14 protein-coding genes are annotated in these 15,866 nt (G+C 33.0%); 11 read left to right on the forward strand and 3 right to left on the reverse strand.

The annotated features are described in order from the left end of the window. Position 1: 1 nt before the first annotated feature. The 4 genes from AB3G36_RS16490 (at position 2) to AB3G36_RS16505 (ending at position 3,134) form a co-directional block, all read left to right on the forward strand. Positions 2-1,786: a CHASE3 domain-containing protein gene (locus tag AB3G36_RS16490; RefSeq protein WP_367754593.1), complete on the forward strand. Its 1,785-nt coding sequence runs from the start codon at positions 2-4 to the stop codon at positions 1,784-1,786. Positions 1,787-2,116: 330 nt separating this feature from the next. After that, positions 2,117-2,260: a lmo0937 family membrane protein gene (locus tag AB3G36_RS16495; protein WP_367754595.1), complete on the forward strand. Its 144-nt coding sequence runs from the start codon at positions 2,117-2,119 to the stop codon at positions 2,258-2,260. A 13-nt stretch (positions 2,261-2,273) separates the two neighbouring features. Next, a complete protein-coding gene (locus tag AB3G36_RS16500) occupies positions 2,274-2,573 on the forward strand; it encodes a hypothetical protein (protein ID WP_367754597.1) in 300 nt (99 codons plus the stop codon). Between the two features lie 240 nt (positions 2,574-2,813). Beyond that, entirely contained in the window at positions 2,814-3,134 is a 321-nt protein-coding gene (locus AB3G36_RS16505; protein ID WP_367754599.1) for a hypothetical protein, read from the forward strand. Positions 3,135-3,219: 85 nt separating this feature from the next. On the opposite strand, the gene prfA is transcribed toward AB3G36_RS16505, so the two are convergent. Then, positions 3,220-4,296, reverse strand: coding sequence for a peptide chain release factor 1 (gene prfA / locus AB3G36_RS16510; protein WP_367754601.1), 1,077 nt, complete (start codon positions 4,294-4,296; stop codon positions 3,220-3,222). 340 nt (positions 4,297-4,636) lie between these two features. Between prfA and AB3G36_RS16515 the strand changes: the two genes are divergently transcribed. Continuing rightward, on the forward strand, positions 4,637-5,308 hold the full coding sequence (locus AB3G36_RS16515) for a hypothetical protein (RefSeq protein ID WP_367754603.1): 672 nt from the start codon (positions 4,637-4,639) through the stop codon (positions 5,306-5,308). An 87-nt stretch (positions 5,309-5,395) separates the two neighbouring features. Further along, on the forward strand, positions 5,396-5,752 hold the full coding sequence (locus AB3G36_RS16520) for a DUF805 domain-containing protein (protein WP_367754605.1): 357 nt from the start codon (positions 5,396-5,398) through the stop codon (positions 5,750-5,752). Positions 5,753-6,045: 293 nt separating this feature from the next. Here the strand turns inward: AB3G36_RS16520 and AB3G36_RS16525 are convergent, their stop codons facing one another. Beyond that, positions 6,046-6,528: a hypothetical protein gene (locus tag AB3G36_RS16525; protein WP_367754607.1), complete on the reverse strand. Its 483-nt coding sequence runs from the start codon at positions 6,526-6,528 to the stop codon at positions 6,046-6,048. A 246-nt stretch (positions 6,529-6,774) separates the two neighbouring features. Here AB3G36_RS16525 and AB3G36_RS16530 point away from each other — a divergent pair, with 246 nt between their 5' ends. The 3 genes from AB3G36_RS16530 (at position 6,775) to AB3G36_RS16540 (ending at position 10,675) form a co-directional block, all read left to right on the forward strand. Then, entirely contained in the window at positions 6,775-7,425 is a 651-nt protein-coding gene (locus AB3G36_RS16530) for a DUF1801 domain-containing protein (protein ID WP_367754609.1), read from the forward strand. A gap of 282 nt (positions 7,426-7,707) precedes the next feature. Further along, positions 7,708-10,014 carry a DNA topoisomerase 3 gene (locus AB3G36_RS16535; RefSeq protein WP_367754611.1) on the forward strand — a complete coding sequence of 769 codons (2,307 nt, stop codon included), beginning with the start codon at positions 7,708-7,710 and terminating at the stop codon, positions 10,012-10,014. A gap of 172 nt (positions 10,015-10,186) precedes the next feature. Beyond that, positions 10,187-10,675 carry a DUF6265 family protein gene (locus AB3G36_RS16540; RefSeq protein ID WP_367754613.1) on the forward strand — a complete coding sequence of 163 codons (489 nt, stop codon included), beginning with the start codon at positions 10,187-10,189 and terminating at the stop codon, positions 10,673-10,675. A 23-nt stretch (positions 10,676-10,698) separates the two neighbouring features. Here AB3G36_RS16540 and AB3G36_RS16545 read toward each other — a convergent pair whose 3' ends face one another. Then, positions 10,699-11,862 (reverse strand): MFS transporter, encoded by a 1,164-nt coding sequence (locus AB3G36_RS16545; protein ID WP_367754615.1) that lies wholly within the window; start codon positions 11,860-11,862, stop codon positions 10,699-10,701. 412 nt (positions 11,863-12,274) lie between these two features. On the opposite strand from AB3G36_RS16545, the gene AB3G36_RS16550 reads away from it, so the two are divergent. Continuing rightward, positions 12,275-14,650, forward strand: coding sequence for a TonB-dependent siderophore receptor (locus AB3G36_RS16550; RefSeq protein WP_367754617.1), 2,376 nt, complete (start codon positions 12,275-12,277; stop codon positions 14,648-14,650). A 71-nt stretch (positions 14,651-14,721) separates the two neighbouring features. Next, positions 14,722-15,858 carry a PepSY-associated TM helix domain-containing protein gene (locus tag AB3G36_RS16555; RefSeq protein WP_367754619.1) on the forward strand — a complete coding sequence of 379 codons (1,137 nt, stop codon included), beginning with the start codon at positions 14,722-14,724 and terminating at the stop codon, positions 15,856-15,858. Positions 15,859-15,866: the final 8 nt, after the last annotated feature.

Below are 15,866 nucleotides of genomic sequence, written 5' to 3' on the forward strand. Positions count from 1 at the left end.
AATGAAATATATTCAGCTTCATAAATCGCCACTATTTTTAAAAATAATTTTTATTATCTCAGTAACAATTATATTTTTTATTGGCGCTATTACTTTTAAACACATTACTGTTCTAAAAAAAACATCCAATTGGGTAAGTAATAGTTATGAAGTAAATATTGAACTGGAGCGTTTAATTTCTTACCTAAAAGATGCCGAAACTGGAGAAAGAGGTTATATATTGACTAAAGAGAAAAGTTTTCTTGAACCTTATATTGCATCTAAACATTTAATCAAAAATTCTTTCAAGAAAGTAACCTTATTAACTGTCAACAGTAGGACTCAGCAAGCAAATTTAAAAAAATTAATATTCCTCATTAATACCAGACAAAACTACCTTTCCAAAACATTGTATCTTGTTGAGCATGAAAATTATGATCAGGAAGTTTTTAAAAGTTATTTAGAAATTGGAAAAAAAACAATGGATTCTATACGAGATAAAATAGAAGAAATGATTGTTGTTCAAAAAAGACTTTTACAAAACAGGCAATTGGATTATGAGTCCACTATGAATTATACTCCGCTACTTATTTATCTTACCCTTTTAGTGACCTTAGTTTTAATTACGATTGCATTTATTAAAATGAATCAGGACTTAGTGACCCTTAAAAAAACAATTAACACACTTTCAGTTGCCAATGAAGCCAGTAATCTTGCGGAGATTGTGGGAGGTTTTGGAAGCTGGCAATTCAATTTAAATACAGAAACCTTTGCTTTCTCAGATAATGAATATCGCTTATTAGGATGTGAACCTCAATCTTTTAAGGCAAGTCTCGAAGAATTTTACAAATTTGTTCACCCAGACGATTTACAACACGTAATTGACAACGCGAACAACATTCCTATTGAAACAACTTTACCTGCATTTACTTATAGAATTATCAGAAAAGATGGCGAAATAAGATATTTCAGAGCTTTAGGACGAGTTGTAACAGTAGCTTCTGGCGAGAGAACACATATAGGAACTACAAGTGATGTTACTGAGGAAGTGTATGCTAATAACTTTATTGAAGATCGAAATAGAGAATTAGAAAGTAACAATAAAGAACTAACGGCATTCAACTACATTGCGAGTCACGATTTACAAGAACCACTACGAAAAATTGAAACTTTTCTCTCAAGATTAGTTAGTAAAGATTATGACAATTTATCTAAAGCAGGACAACAATACGTGACCAGCATACAATATTCTGCTAATCGAATGCGTATTCTTATTGAAGACTTATTGCAATTCTCTAGAACTAATAAAACTGAAAAAGCTTTTGAAGACGCTGATTTAAATTCCTTATTAGAAAATGCAAAACAAGAACTAGCTCAAATAATTGAAGATAAAAACGCAAGTATTAAAAATACTGAATTACCTCATTTAAAAGTAATTCCATTTCAAATGCAGCAGTTGTTTATTAATTTAATTGGTAACTCATTAAAATACAGTAAAGAAGACAGCAGTCCAATCATTCAAATTAATTGTTCAACAATCAGTGCCAATAACGAAGAATTATTACCTAACAACAATCTGAACTATTATAAAATCACCATTGATGACAACGGAATCGGATTTGAGCAAGAATATGCTAAAAAGATTTTCATCCTCTTTAATAGACTTCACAACAAAAACGAATATAACGGAACAGGAATTGGTTTGGCTATTTGTAAAAAAATAGTAGAAAACCACAAAGGATTTATATTTGCCAATGGAGTATTGAATCAAGGTGCTACATTTACTATTTTTCTCCCTGAGGCATAAGAGTCAACCATATACTATCTTCTAAACTCAATAAAAGATACTTCAACTCCTGATAAAACGCACAAAAAAATCTCTTTTTGGCATGTATCAGTCTGCAATAAGTTTTAAATTATATAAAATCACATTTAAATTCTGTAATAAAAATCGAAATTGATGTAACAAACTTTTGCTATCAACTATCGATCTTTGTCTATATAAAACAAATCTTTAAATAAGATACTGAATTAGAACATTTATAAAAAAATATGGGTTGCTTTATTAACGACGGGAATAACCAAATTAATGCAAGCAGCTAATACACTTTAATTATTAATTATATATAAAAACATCATGCAAAATTTATTATACATTGTAGCAGTAGTATTAGTAATACTATGGGCATTAGGATTCTTCGTTTATAGTTTAGGAAGTATTATTCACATATTATTAGTAATAGCTGTTATTGCAATTTTACTAAGAGTGATAAGAGGGTAATTAGATAAAACAAATGAAAAACAACAATTTAACAATAGGAATACTTGGAGGTTTCGTATTAGGATCATATTTAGGAATGCTATTTACCCAAGAAAAAAGAGAAATTGCTAAAAATAAAATAGTTGATAACGCCAACAATTTAAAAAAAATGGTAAAACACTCAACTAATATATTGAATGATACAATTTCTGAAAAAATAAATAGCCTAAAAAATCAATCACAACAATTGAAAGAAAACGCTATAGTAGTTATAGAACAAGAAAAAACAAAATTAGAAAATATAAAAGACATTAATAAATCAGTCTTTTTATAATAGCAAGCGAATTAAATGTACAGTAAAAAAACGTACTATTTTAAAAAGCACATTCAATCTAAACATAAGAGTATTCAATAGCTTGCTACACTACTAATTCTATGTTTAATACGATGATCAATCGTATGAAAAATGTCCTTTTTAATGATTTTCAAGCAGTCAAAATAAAGGTGCTAAAAAACGGTTTAGTACATATCTATTTTAGACTTATATATGTAATAAAACCATAATAATACCAGAATGAAAAATTCAATACCACTATTAGGATTTTTTTTAATAGCAATTAGTTTGACATCTTGCAAAACCCAAGAAGAAAAAAAAGCAGAACAAGTTACTAATAATTATGTTCGTTTCGTTGATTCAATCAGTCATAAAAGCACTGACGATTTACTGTCAAATTGGGCCATCATCAACACCTCATTTGAGAATAAAACAGCTGAAATCAATACTGAAATTGACAAATTAGAGGACAATCATGATTTTGATGCCAAAATCGATTCGGCTATCGCCAAATATGAAGTTTTAAAAAAATCAGTCCTTCTACTAAAAGAAAACAAGTAAATATTCAAGAACTAAAACTAAAAAATGCCACACTAATTAATAGTATGGCATTTTTATGTATTCAATATTTTTTTACGCTATTTTCTTAAAAAACCTCGCTTGCTTCTTTCAGTTTCTCCATGTTGTTCACTAATGCTAGTTCGTCAACAATTTTCTGGATATCACCATTCATAATGTTTCCTAGGTCATACAGGGTTAAACCAACTCTATGGTCCGTTACACGCCCTTGTGCGTAATTGTAAGTACGAATTTTAGCAGAACGGTCACCTGAACTAACTTGAGACGTACGTGTAGTAGCATCTTCAGCTTGTTTTTTGGCTAATTCTTGTTCGTATAAACGAGAACGCAATACGCCAAAGGCTTTATCCTTATTCTTGTGTTGTGATTTTTGATCTTGACATTGTGCTACCAATCCAGTTGGAATATGCGTCAAACGCACTGCCGATTTGGTTGTATTTACTGATTGTCCACCAGGTCCTGACGAACAAAAGAAATCCACACGTACATCATTCATATCAATTTGCACATCAAATTCCTCTGCTTCTGGCAATACCATAACAGTTGCTGCTGATGTGTGCACACGTCCTTGCGTTTCCGTTTGTGGTACACGTTGCACACGGTGAACACCCGCTTCAAACTTCAATGTTCCATAAACATCTTCACCAGTAACTTCAAAGATTACCTCTTTAAATCCACCCGAAGTTCCTTCATTCATATCCACAACTGACGTTCTCCATCCACGGTTTTCGCAGTATTTAGTATACATACGGAATAAATCCCCTGCAAAAATACTCGCTTCATCCCCACCCGTTCCGGCACGAATCTCCACCATCACATTCTTCGCATCTTCAGGATCTTTAGGAATCAACATAAACTTGATTTCTTCCTCTAGTTCTGGTAATCTTTCCTTTGCTTCGTCCAGTTGCATCTTGGCCATTTCGGTCATATCTGCATCACTACCGTCTGCAATTATTTCATTTGCTTCATCAATATTAGCCATAAGTAGCACGTATTCGTCTCTCTTTTCAGCCAATGCTTTTAAGCTTTTATACTCTTGATTCAATTGCACATAACGCTTCTGATCAGAAATAACATCCGGCTGGATAATCAAATCCGATATCTCATCGAAACGTTGTTTTACTATTTGAAGTCTATCTAACATAATCTTAGTCCTTTATTTGGAGTGCAAAAATACGAAATTTTTGTTTAAAGTGTAATGTTTAAAGTTCCAAGTTTTTTCAGGAGCTATTTCCTGCTATCCGCTGTATTCCCGATAATAAAAACTAAGGCTAAAAAAAGCCTAGTTTTTCTAAATCGGGAGATGCCGCTACTATCAGGGCTAGGGCATTTGTGATTAAAAAGCACGTTATGAGGTTTCCCGTAAAGGTGCTGGAGTAAAAGGTGTTAGTTTTGAGAAACTGAATCGAATCGAATAATTTAATAAGTATTTTAGGGGAAATATTATACATTTGAAAAAACTAATTATATCTAAACCCAAAATAATGAAACTACAAAACAAACCAATTGTTCTATTTTCAATTTTAGTAATCCTATTTAGTTCATGTTCCACATCAAAAAACACAATTACTTTATCAAGTGGTAAGAAAATTGACAGTCGCTTAATAGGTGTTTGGAAAGGTTCTGAAAACGGTAAACAAATTGCCAATCTTACAAAAGAATGGGAAATGAAACGTAATTCAGATGGTACTTTTACTATCAATTTTACAACAATTTCAGACAGTATTACAGATGAATTTGAAGAATCTGGAAATTGGTGGATTAAAGGGAAAAAGTTTTATGAATATCATGATGATTCTAAAGAAACTGACATTTATAATTATACCATTTTAAATGAAGAACAAGTTAAATTTAAAATGATAAAAACCGACATAGACTTTGCAGAAGAAAATTATACTTTTGTCGATACAAAAATCTCAACTAAAACCAATAATGATACAAAAAAAGATGGTTTATCATTAGAAACTGCCTTAAAAGTACAAAACATAAAGGAAGAATATGAATATGTAAGAAGCCAATGCATCAATTGCCAAGTGCTAGGTCAGGCACTTTTACAACACAAAGGGAAACCTTACGATAAATTAACGTTGAAAAATGGCAATGGTGAAGAAATATCATATTACTTTGATATTTCTAGTTTTTTTGGAAAATGGTAAATCAAGTTTTGGCAGAACTAAAAAGTTTAGACAAATTTTATTTAAAGTGATTATTGTTTTTTACATAACCAAATCAATTATAAAACAATGACCCATTTCAAAAACGCACTGTTTTGCTTATTTTGTTTCTCTGGAAAATCTGGAAGAATTGAATTTGGAATTTATTTTCTCATTTACAGTATTTTACAATTTATTATGATCGATTTATATACTGATATAAATTTAGACAATGAAAAAATACTAAATTTATTTTATGTTGATTTAATCCTATTATTACAATTTGTACCCATGCAAGCTGTAGCTACCAGAAGATTAAGAGATTTAAATTTAAACACAACTCTAATTATTATAAATATCATTCCAGTTGTAAGTCTATTGTTTAAAATCTATTTATCAGTTGCAAAATCAAAATCGTCTCCAAACTTCTTTAAAGAAGAAAAATAGAAGTTTCTCATTAAAACTTGATGATTAACAATATAAAGTCTCGACTGCGCTCGACTTGACAAAACGTTTTGTTTAAGAATGTAGCTGCTGTCACATCTAGCCCAGCTACCGCATGAATCCTTTCGTGTGGTACACATAGATTAAACCTGACATCTCAAAAATACAATCCGTGCTCACAACAATATTAAAAAAAAAACAACGATTCAAGAAATACCATTTTAGTATTCTTCAATCGTTGGTTTTAGTGTATTAGCTAAGTTAGAAAAGACAATAGTTCATTCCTCGCTTGCAGATTATTTATCGACGCAATCGACACTTGTTAATTTATATTTTACATTATCATAATCAATAGGTTGCCCTTTAACAAAATAAGACTTTCCAAAATAGTATTCTATTTTTCCATTTCCTAAAATTAGGCTATCTCCCCTTTTTAGAAATGCCATTGGATTAGTAAATATTTTAGCTTTATCAGCTCCTTGATAAAAAGAGTAGTCCACTAATAAAGTATCTCCATGGAACTCTCCTTTAATTTTCCCAACCTTTTTTGGATTGGCATAAAGGCTCATTGTCATATCCCCAGTTATTTTATTGTCTTTTGAGGTAATCATTTTCATTTCGATAGTATCACTTTCATACATAGCTTTGTAGCAAGCTACATCAGTAGGAATTTCAGCGTGGACCGGAGTAGCTTTGGCATCTTTTAGACTTTGCTCCTTTTTACAACTTTGGAGTCCAATGCATGATATTAGCAATAAAAATAGGCCTAGATTTTTCATAATAGTAAACAGTTTAGTTTATAAATTGGTGAATATTTACTACTAATTTACGAATAAATAGCTTGATTTAACGCCTGTTTTCTTTTTAATATTAGGACTATCCGCAAATCGAACCAAACATTCCTTATTTAGCTACTTTGAAACAAATAAAAATATTTATTTAAAGTACTTTGTAGCATTTACAAAACGTTTTTTTTATACTTTTATAAAGCTAAAACCAACCCTCAATTTCAAAACAGACTATGAATGAATCCCAAAGTTGATGACTTTATCAATAATGCGAAAAAATGGCAGCCAGAAATGGAGCAATTACGAAAATTGTTACTGGATTGTGGCTTGACCGAAGAATTCAAGTGGCGCACGCCTTGTTATAGTTTTCAAGGGAACAACATAGCTTTAATAGCTAGTTTTAAAGCATTTTGCGCGATTAGTTTTCTCAAAGGTTCTTTGCTACAAGATGCTAATGGAATACTGATTCAACCCGGAGAAAACAGTCAGGCCGTTCGTTTTTTAAAATTTACAAATGTGCACGAGATTGAGCAATTGAAACCCATTATAAAAAACTACATTTATGAAGCTATTGAAGTCGAAAAAGCGGGTTTAAAAGTGGCTTTCAAAAGTAATAAAGAATTAGAGTTAGTAGATGAACTGAAAGCTATTTTAGATAAAAACCTAGCTTTAAAAACAGCTTTTGAATCCTTAACTCCAGGACGACAACGAGCATATAACTTGTTTTTTGAAGCTGCGAAACAATCCAAAACTAGGGAAACCAGAATAGAAAAATACATTCCCCGCATTCTTGACGGTAAAGGAATCAATGATTGTGTTTGTGGCTTATCTAAAAAAATGCCCAGTTGCGACGGTTCACACAAATCCATTTGTGGAGAAGATAAATGATCTGATAGTACAATCCTAGATCTTTGGTTATTGTGAAAATAAAACGAAATTAATAGCCCTGATGGAAGCGGCATCTCCCGATTTAGAAAAACAAGGCTTTTTTAGCCGTAGTTTTTATTATTGGGAATACAGCAGACAGCAGGAGGTCTCGTTTTTATAAATCCTATTTATTCTGCTCCTAAAAAACCTTGCAATTTACTACCCGTTCATAACTCCCGACGATTTCTTTTTAATACCAATTTCTAAATTCCTAATTTGCGCCATTAAAATCAGTAGAAGAAAATGAAGGTCTGTATTGCCGAAAAACCAAGTGTAGCACGTGAAATCGCATCCGTTTTAGGAGCCAATACCAAGCATGATGGCTATTATGAAGGCAATGGCTATGCGGTAACTTATACTTTTGGTCATTTATGTACCTTGAAAGAACCTAACGATTACAAATCCTATTGGAAAAGTTGGGATTTGAACAACTTGCCCATGCTTCCAGAAAAATTTGAGACTAAAGTAGTTCAAAATTCAGGAATCCAAAAGCAATTTAAAATTATAAAAGGATTATTTGACAAGGCCACTTTAGTCATCAACTGCGGGGATGCGGGACAAGAAGGAGAACTCATTCAGCGCTGGGTGATGAATGAAGCCAACTATAAAGGAGAAGTGCAACGCTTGTGGATTTCGTCCCTAACCACCGAAGCTATTAAAGAAGGTTTTGAGAATTTAAAACCATCGGCCAACTACGATAATTTATACTACGCTGGTTTTTCGCGAGCCATAGGTGATTGGTTACTGGGCATGAATGCCACCCGTTTGTACACCGTAAAACATGGCGGTTACAAGCAAGTATTGTCTATAGGACGCGTACAAACGCCTACGCTAGCCATGGTTGTGGACCGCTTCAAGGAAATTGAGAATTTTAAGCCACAACCCTATTGGGAATTGCAAACCTTATATAGAGAAACACTTTTTAGCTATGAAGAAGGTCGTTTTTTAAAAAAGGAAGACGGAGAAATTTTGGCCAATAAAGTCAAAGAAAGTGAATTCGAAATTGTTTCTGTAGAAAAAAAGAACGGAAATGAGTTTGCACCAAAGCTTTTTGATTTAACTGGATTACAAGTGTATTGCAATACAAAATTTGGTTTTACAGCTGATGAAACGCTTAAAATTGTGCAAACTTTGTATGAACAAAAAGTAGTCACCTATCCCAGAGTAGACACCACTTTTTTACCAAATGACGTCTATCCAAAAGTGGCCGGTATTTTACAAAATTTAACTAATTATGCTACTTTGACGGAACCGCTTTTAGGCAAGAAAATAAAAAAATCGACTAAGGTATTCAACGATAAAAAAGTAACCGATCACCACGCTATTATTCCTACGGGAATTCAATCGAACTTGCAATACAATCAGCAGCAAGTTTATGATATTATTACAAAGCGTTTTATAGCTGTATTTTATGATGATTGCTTGGTAGCTAATACCTCAGTGATTGGGAAAGCGGCCGATGTGCTGTTCAAAACTACTGGAAAAGAAATCTTAAAAAAAGGATTTCGAGTTGTTTTTGAAGACCCAAATGCCAAGGAAAAAGAAGCCGATTTATTACCCAGTTTTACTGTGGGTGAGAAAGGACCTCATCAACCTTCCTTTTTAGAAAAGGAAACCAAACCACCCAATCAGTTTACGGAAGCTACGTTATTGCGTGCTATGGAAACTGCAGGCAAACAAGTGGATGATGAAGATTTACGGGAATTGATGAAAGAAAACGGCATCGGACGCCCGTCAACGCGAGCCAATATTATTGAAACCTTGTTCAAACGCCAGTACATTGTAAGAAACAAAAAACAAGTTTTGCCAACGCCAACAGGAATTCAATTGATTGATACGATTCAAAATGAATTGGTGAAGTCGGCGGAACTGACGGGATCTTGGGAAAAGCAATTGAAAGACATTGAAAAAGGAACGTATACAGCCGGTGCGTTTATCAATAATATGAAACGCATGGTCGAAGCCTTGGTTTATGAAGTGCGCAGTGAAACCAGGCATGCTAATATTTCGCATGCGGGTAGTGTTCAAAAACAAGAAGCCAAAGCAGAGAAAAAGAAAGCCGCAGGAATTAATGCGGAAGCCTGTCCAAAATGTAAAACCGCCACTCTTATAACAGGGAAATCAGCCTATGGTTGTGCTAATTATAAGGCAGGATGCACCTTTGTATTGCCTTTTACTTTTGCAGATAAAAAAATATCCGAGAATCAATACCTGCGATTGCTACAAAAAGGATCTACTGTTAACTTGAAAGATTTTAAAACGGATACAGGAACTGTAGAAGGATTATTGCGATTTGATGAAAACTTCAATTTAAAATTAGAACCTAAAAAAACGGCTGCTCCTGCTACTGCAAAGAATACAACTGCTGACACGCTGGCTTGTCCCAAATGCCAAAAAGGAACCGTTATCAAAGGAAATACCGCTTATGGATGCAGCAATTACAAACTGGGCTGTGCTTTCAAAGTCCCTTTTGATGTGGTTCGAACAAAACTAAAAGATCAAAAACCGACCAAAGAATTGGTTCATACTATTTTGAAAGAAAGCATTTAAGATACTTTTTTTTAGGAGCTTCTTCCAGCTATCCGCTATATTCCCGATCATAAAAACTACGGCTGAAAAAGCCTTGTTTTTCAAAATCGGGAGATGCCGCTTTTATCTGAGCTAGTTGTTTATATTTTTCCTAATTTTGTATCCGTTCAACAAACAATAATTCGAAATCAAGATGTTCAAAAAAATAACTTTACTACTGCTGATCGTAACATTGCTATCCTGCAAGAAATCAGATTCATCTGATAAGAATGAAAAAGACAAGATAAAAACTGCCCATTGGTTACTGGGAACTTGGGAAAACAAAACTGCCGAAGGAAATTTATCGGAGACTTGGGAAAAAGTAAATGACAGTACATATGAAGGGCAATCGTATTTCATAAAAGGAAAAGACACGATTCACTTTGAAACCATTCAATTGCAACAAAAAGGAGAAGAATTAACTTATAATGCCAACGTACAAGGGCAAAATGAAGACAAACCGGTTCCTTTTAAACTAACTAAAACCACCGAAAAAGAATTGGTTTTTGAAAATCCAAAACACGATTACCCTCAAAAAATAAGCTACAAAAGCGTTTCAAAAGACAGTTTAATAGCGGAGATTTCAGGTATGCAATCAGGCAAACCAAGCTCCGAAAAATATGTGATGACGAAATCTAAATAGTACCGATTTAAGAAAAAACGCAATTACGCTACTTCGGTTGCAATTTTATTGACCATAAAAATCATAATGATTCCCAAAAGAGCCATTATTAAAAAGGCCCATTTCATACTTGAAATTTGAGAAATGAATCCAACCATTGGTGGCACAATCAAAAAACCAAGATATCCAATAGTTGAAATAGACGTTAGTGCGCTACCATTGCTCAAACTTTTTGATTTTCCAGCGATACTGAACACTAATGGGACAACACAAGACACCCCAATTCCTATTAAAAAATAACCAATTATGGTTGTCGAAATAAAAGGAAAAAGAAAACAAATCAAAAAACCAGAGCTAATAAAAATACCGCTATAAAATAAAATTGGTTTTATACCATATTTAAATACGGCATAATCTCCCAAGAGACGCCCTAATGTCACCGCAGTCATAAAAAAAACAAAAGCTGCCGTAGTCCATTTTGGTGATGCATGTAAAATATTTTGAAAATAAATTCCACTCCAGTCGTACATCGTATTTTCACAGGCCATCGAAACAAAACAAATTACAGCAAACTTGATTAGATTTTTATCAGGCATCGAAAAGAATTTTTTCTTCTCCTTCACCGGTTCCGTATGAATTGTTTGTGGATAAATCCATGCTGTAACTGCCATCATTGCAACACTTACTCCCAACAAATGAAAGGAAGGATCAATTTTTTGAGTAACCATTACATAACCTAAACCTGCTCCTACAAATCCTGCCAAACTCCAGACGGCATGAAAAGTAGTCATTATTGATTTTGGATACAGTTTTTGAACTTCAAGTGCCTGTGCATTCATTGATAAATTCAAAATATTTCTAGAAGAGCCAAAAATCAAGAGGATTATAACCAATTGCCAAACAAAAGCAGCAAAACCAGGTAAGGCCAATACGATATTAAACAATATGGCACCTAATAACATACAATACCGACTGCTATATCTATTCAATAAACTTCCAGTAAATGGCATAGTTAACATCAATCCTACTGGAAATGCAAATAAAACGGCTCCAAATTGCGCTTCACTTAAATGCAATTGCGCTTTAATAGCAGGAATTCGAGATGCCCAAGAAGAATATCCAAATCCCGAGATGAAAAAAAATACGGTGTTGGCAATTCGATATCCTTTAGGAGAATGCTGTATTTTTTTAAAATAGGATTGTATCATTTATTTTGAATGGTTTCAAAAATTATTGCTCTTTTTAAAAAATGATAGGCACTAATTCGAAGCTGTAAATTTAAGTATTTTCAAAACTAAATTTCTATGCTTTTTCCACTTTCTCCTAAAATTTAAAAAGTCAGTTTAAATACTACTATTTCATGTATCCAGTTCAGACAATTATTCTTGGATGAAGATTCATAAAAAAACGACCATTTTACATAATACATTATAAACAACAACCTTTCATATAAAAAACAGTATTATTTTCGATTCATAAAATGCTGTAAAACAATTGTGTAAAAACTTTATTTTTATTTAATCTAAATAACTATTGTTAAATAAAAATTAAAATATAGATTTGCATTATTCTTATTGATTCTAAATAACAATAAATCTATAACTTTAATTATTTTTTAATATGCACTATTTTAATAAAAAAACACCCACTTTCTTATTGCTCCTTTGTCTGTCACTAATTTCATTAAATACAGCTTTTGGTCAACAGCAAAAAACAGCAATAAAAGGAACTGTTTATACCAGCGGTAATAAAGCTGCTGAAGGAGTAACCATTACTTTGAAAGAAAAAAACAAAACTACTATTACCGATAACGACGGTGCTTTTGAGCTAAAAAATATAATGGCCGGAAATTATACTTTGATAGTCAGCCTTATTGGTAATAACGATGTTCAAAAAGAAGTAACGTTAAAAAATAATGAAACTATTACAGTAGACATTACACTTACTTTATCAAACAATGAACTGAACCAAGTTGTTATTCTAAGTAATAAAAGTGCTTTTAAAACCAACCGAATTTCCTCCTCTCTGCGTTTACAGTCTCCTATTATTGAAATTCCGCAAAATATCCAGGTGATCACAGGAAAACTAATCAACGATCAACAAATTTTTAACATGTTAGAAGGAGTTACCCGTAACGTAAGTGGTGCGACCAGAGTAGAACACTGGGATAACTATGCTAATATTACGATGAGAGGAAGTCAAATTGCCGCTTTTAGAAACGGTATGAATATGAGTTCCACTTGGGGACCATTAACTGAGGACATGAGTATGGTAGAACGTATTGAATTTGTCAAAGGTCCTGCTGGTTTCATGTTGGCTAACGGAAATCCAAGTGGTTTTTATAATGTAGTTACTAAAAAACCCAGCGGGAGAACTAAAGGAGAAGCTAGTTTGACTTTAGGAAGTTTTGATATGTACAGAGGAACATTAGATTTAGATGGGAAATTAACCCAAAATGGAAAGTTACTGTACCGTGTCAATGTAATGGGAGAAAAGAAAAAAAGCTACCGCGATTTTGATTTTAATGATCGCTACACATTTGCTCCTGTTCTTAAATACATCCCTACTGATAAAACAGCAATTACACTTGAATACACACAACAATTCTCTAAAGTAAATGCGATAGGTTCTAATTATCTGTTTTCACACAGAGGATATGCTGATTTACCAAGAAGCTTCTCTACATCCGAAGCTAATTTAGATCCTACAAAAATGACAGAAAGAAATATTCTTGCTATTGTAGAACATAAAATCAATGACAACTGGAAATTTACAGCACAAAGCTCCTACTTAAATTACCAGCAAGAAGGGATGTCATTGTGGCCAACTGGTTTTGATACTACTAATGATGCAATTCTTAAACGTGGTGCTGGTATTTGGGATGTTTTAGGTAAAGTATATGTAGGTCAAGCATTTTTAAATGGTGAAGTTCAAACTGGAGCTATCTCACACAAAATACTATCAGGCATCGATATGAGCGATAAAACATTTTATCATGACTTTGCACAATCTGTTGCTTTACCTGATTTAGACATTTACAATCCTGTACACGGAACACTAGCTGCCTCGCCTACTTTTGACAGAAGCAAAAGCCTAGAAGAAAGAGCTGTTAAATACCAAAATAACTACAAAGCTTTTTATGTGCAAGACGAATTGGGGTTTTTAGACAACAAACTGCGATTGACATTAGCAGGAAGATATACTGTACTTAAAGCATATAATGCTTATTCTGGCAACGCTAAAAACAACAAATTTACGCCAAGAGTGGGATTAAGCTATTCAATTGATAAAAATACATCAGCCTATTTTGTAAACGATCAATCTTTTAATGAAAACTATGGTACAGACTGGCAAGGAAAGTCTTTTAATCCTGAAACAGGTGGAAATATTGAATTTGGCTTAAAAAGAGACTGGTTGAACGGAAAATGGAATTCTGTCGTTTCAGTTTACCAAATCACAAAAAATAATGTACTTACAGCTGACCCAGAACACGCTTCAGGAGGTATGCAATATAGCAGAGAAAGTGGACAACAAAAAGTAAAAGGATTTGAAGTTGACATTAGAGGTGAAATCGTAAAAAACTTAGACCTTATAGTTAACTATGCCTTTACTGAAGGAAAAACTACTAAAGATACTGATGAATCTATAATAGGAAACCAAATAGCAGGAACTACCAGACACATTCAAAATACTTGGTTGAATTACAAAGTAGACAGAGGTACTTTGAATGGAGTTGGTTTTTCACTAGGTTATCAATACCAGGTAAAAAGAGCTCCATGGTATATCTCACCAGATAACACTGCTAGTTTACCTGATTATTTTCGATTAGATGGAGGAGTTTCTTACCAAAAAAACAAAGTATCTATCAATCTAGTTGTCAATAATATCTTAAATAAATATTTGTATTCTGGAGGCTATTACAGCTATAGTGATATGTATTACTGGCAAGCGGAAGCGGGTACTAATTTTCGCTTATCAGTTGGATATAAATTTTAAAGTTAGTTCGTTTTGTTTCAGTTTTGTTTAATTAAGCTCCTCATTTAGGTGAGGAGTTTTATTCTTATCTAATGAAAAATAATAATTTAAAAAAAGGAATAGGGAAAATACACTTATGGTTGGGTTTATCTTCGGGCATAATTGTATTTATCATTGCTATTACAGGTTGTTTGTATGCTTTTCAAGAAGAAATTCAAAACCTGACTGAGGAATATCGTTTTGTCCCAGAACAACAATCTCCTTTTTTGCCTCCATCTCAATTGCTCAAAATTGCCCAGAAGCAACTACCTACCAAAACGATTCACGCTTTAAAATACAATAGAAAAACAGATGCTGCAGAAGCCATTTTTTTTCATTATGAGCCTACTTATTATTACACCACGTACTTAAACCCCTATTCTGGAAAAGTATTGAAAACAGTCGATAATGAAACTGGTTTTTTTCATTTCATTTTAGACGGACACTACTACTTATGGCTACCAGATCAAATTGGGCAAGTTGTAGTTGCCTCAGCTACTTTACTATTCCTAATTCTCATCATTTCAGGTTTTATATTATGGTACCCTAAAAACAAAAATGCAGCCAAACAGCGTTTCTCTTTCAAGTGGAAAAAAGGGATGAAATGGAAAAGAAAAAACTATGATTTACATAATATTACTGGATTTTATGTTTTACTGATTGCCTTCATTTTTGCGGTAACAGGATTAATATGGGGATTTCAATGGTTTGCTTTTTCTTATTATAAAGTTTTAGGGGGCGAAAAATCCTTAGTTTATGTCGAGCCAATTTCTAAAATAGAAAAAGGACCAAAAAATGCTCCAGCTTCACCTCTAGATATTATCTGGGGAAAAATGAAAATAGAACATCCCAAAGCCGAATCTATAGAATTACATCCTCCAGAAAATGATAATTCCTCTATAGCAGTAAATATAAATAGTGATAAAGAAACCTACAGTAAAATAGACTACCGCTATTTTGATCAATACTCCTTAAAAGAAATTAAGGTCAACCACATTTGGGGAAGAAAAAAGGATGCTAAACTTGCAGATACCCTAATGAAAATGAATTATGACATTCATACTGGTGGCATCTTTGGCCTAGCCGGAAAAGTATTTGCTTTTCTAATTAGCTTATTAATAGCCAGTTTACCCGTTACAGGAACTTTAATTTGGTGGGGGAAAAATAAAAAACAGAAAGTTAAAAATTAAAAAACGCC

This window comes from Flavobacterium sp. WC2430 (assembly GCF_040822075.1).
GTDB lineage: Bacteria > Bacteroidota > Bacteroidia > Flavobacteriales > Flavobacteriaceae > Flavobacterium.

Bases quoted from the DNA above. Each gene is read 5' to 3' on its own strand.
- AB3G36_RS16490 (WP_367754593.1), top strand. From the start codon at position 2: ATGAAATATATTCAGCTTCATAAATCGCCACTATTTTTAAAAATAATT.
- AB3G36_RS16495 (WP_367754595.1), top strand. From the start codon at position 2,117: ATGCAAAATTTATTATACATTGTAGCAGTAGTATTAGTAATACTATGG.
- AB3G36_RS16500 (WP_367754597.1), top strand. From the start codon at position 2,274: ATGAAAAACAACAATTTAACAATAGGAATACTTGGAGGTTTCGTATTA.
- AB3G36_RS16505 (WP_367754599.1), top strand. From the start codon at position 2,814: ATGAAAAATTCAATACCACTATTAGGATTTTTTTTAATAGCAATTAGT.
- prfA (WP_367754601.1), bottom strand. From the start codon at position 4,296: ATGTTAGATAGACTTCAAATAGTAAAACAACGTTTCGATGAGATATCG.
- AB3G36_RS16515 (WP_367754603.1), top strand. From the start codon at position 4,637: ATGAAACTACAAAACAAACCAATTGTTCTATTTTCAATTTTAGTAATC.
- AB3G36_RS16520 (WP_367754605.1), top strand. From the start codon at position 5,396: ATGACCCATTTCAAAAACGCACTGTTTTGCTTATTTTGTTTCTCTGGA.
- AB3G36_RS16525 (WP_367754607.1), bottom strand. From the start codon at position 6,528: ATGAAAAATCTAGGCCTATTTTTATTGCTAATATCATGCATTGGACTC.
- AB3G36_RS16530 (WP_367754609.1), top strand. From the start codon at position 6,775: ATGAATCCCAAAGTTGATGACTTTATCAATAATGCGAAAAAATGGCAG.
- AB3G36_RS16535 (WP_367754611.1), top strand. From the start codon at position 7,708: ATGAAGGTCTGTATTGCCGAAAAACCAAGTGTAGCACGTGAAATCGCA.
- AB3G36_RS16540 (WP_367754613.1), top strand. From the start codon at position 10,187: ATGTTCAAAAAAATAACTTTACTACTGCTGATCGTAACATTGCTATCC.
- AB3G36_RS16545 (WP_367754615.1), bottom strand. From the start codon at position 11,862: ATGATACAATCCTATTTTAAAAAAATACAGCATTCTCCTAAAGGATAT.
- AB3G36_RS16550 (WP_367754617.1), top strand. From the start codon at position 12,275: ATGCACTATTTTAATAAAAAAACACCCACTTTCTTATTGCTCCTTTGT.
- AB3G36_RS16555 (WP_367754619.1), top strand. From the start codon at position 14,722: ATGAAAAATAATAATTTAAAAAAAGGAATAGGGAAAATACACTTATGG.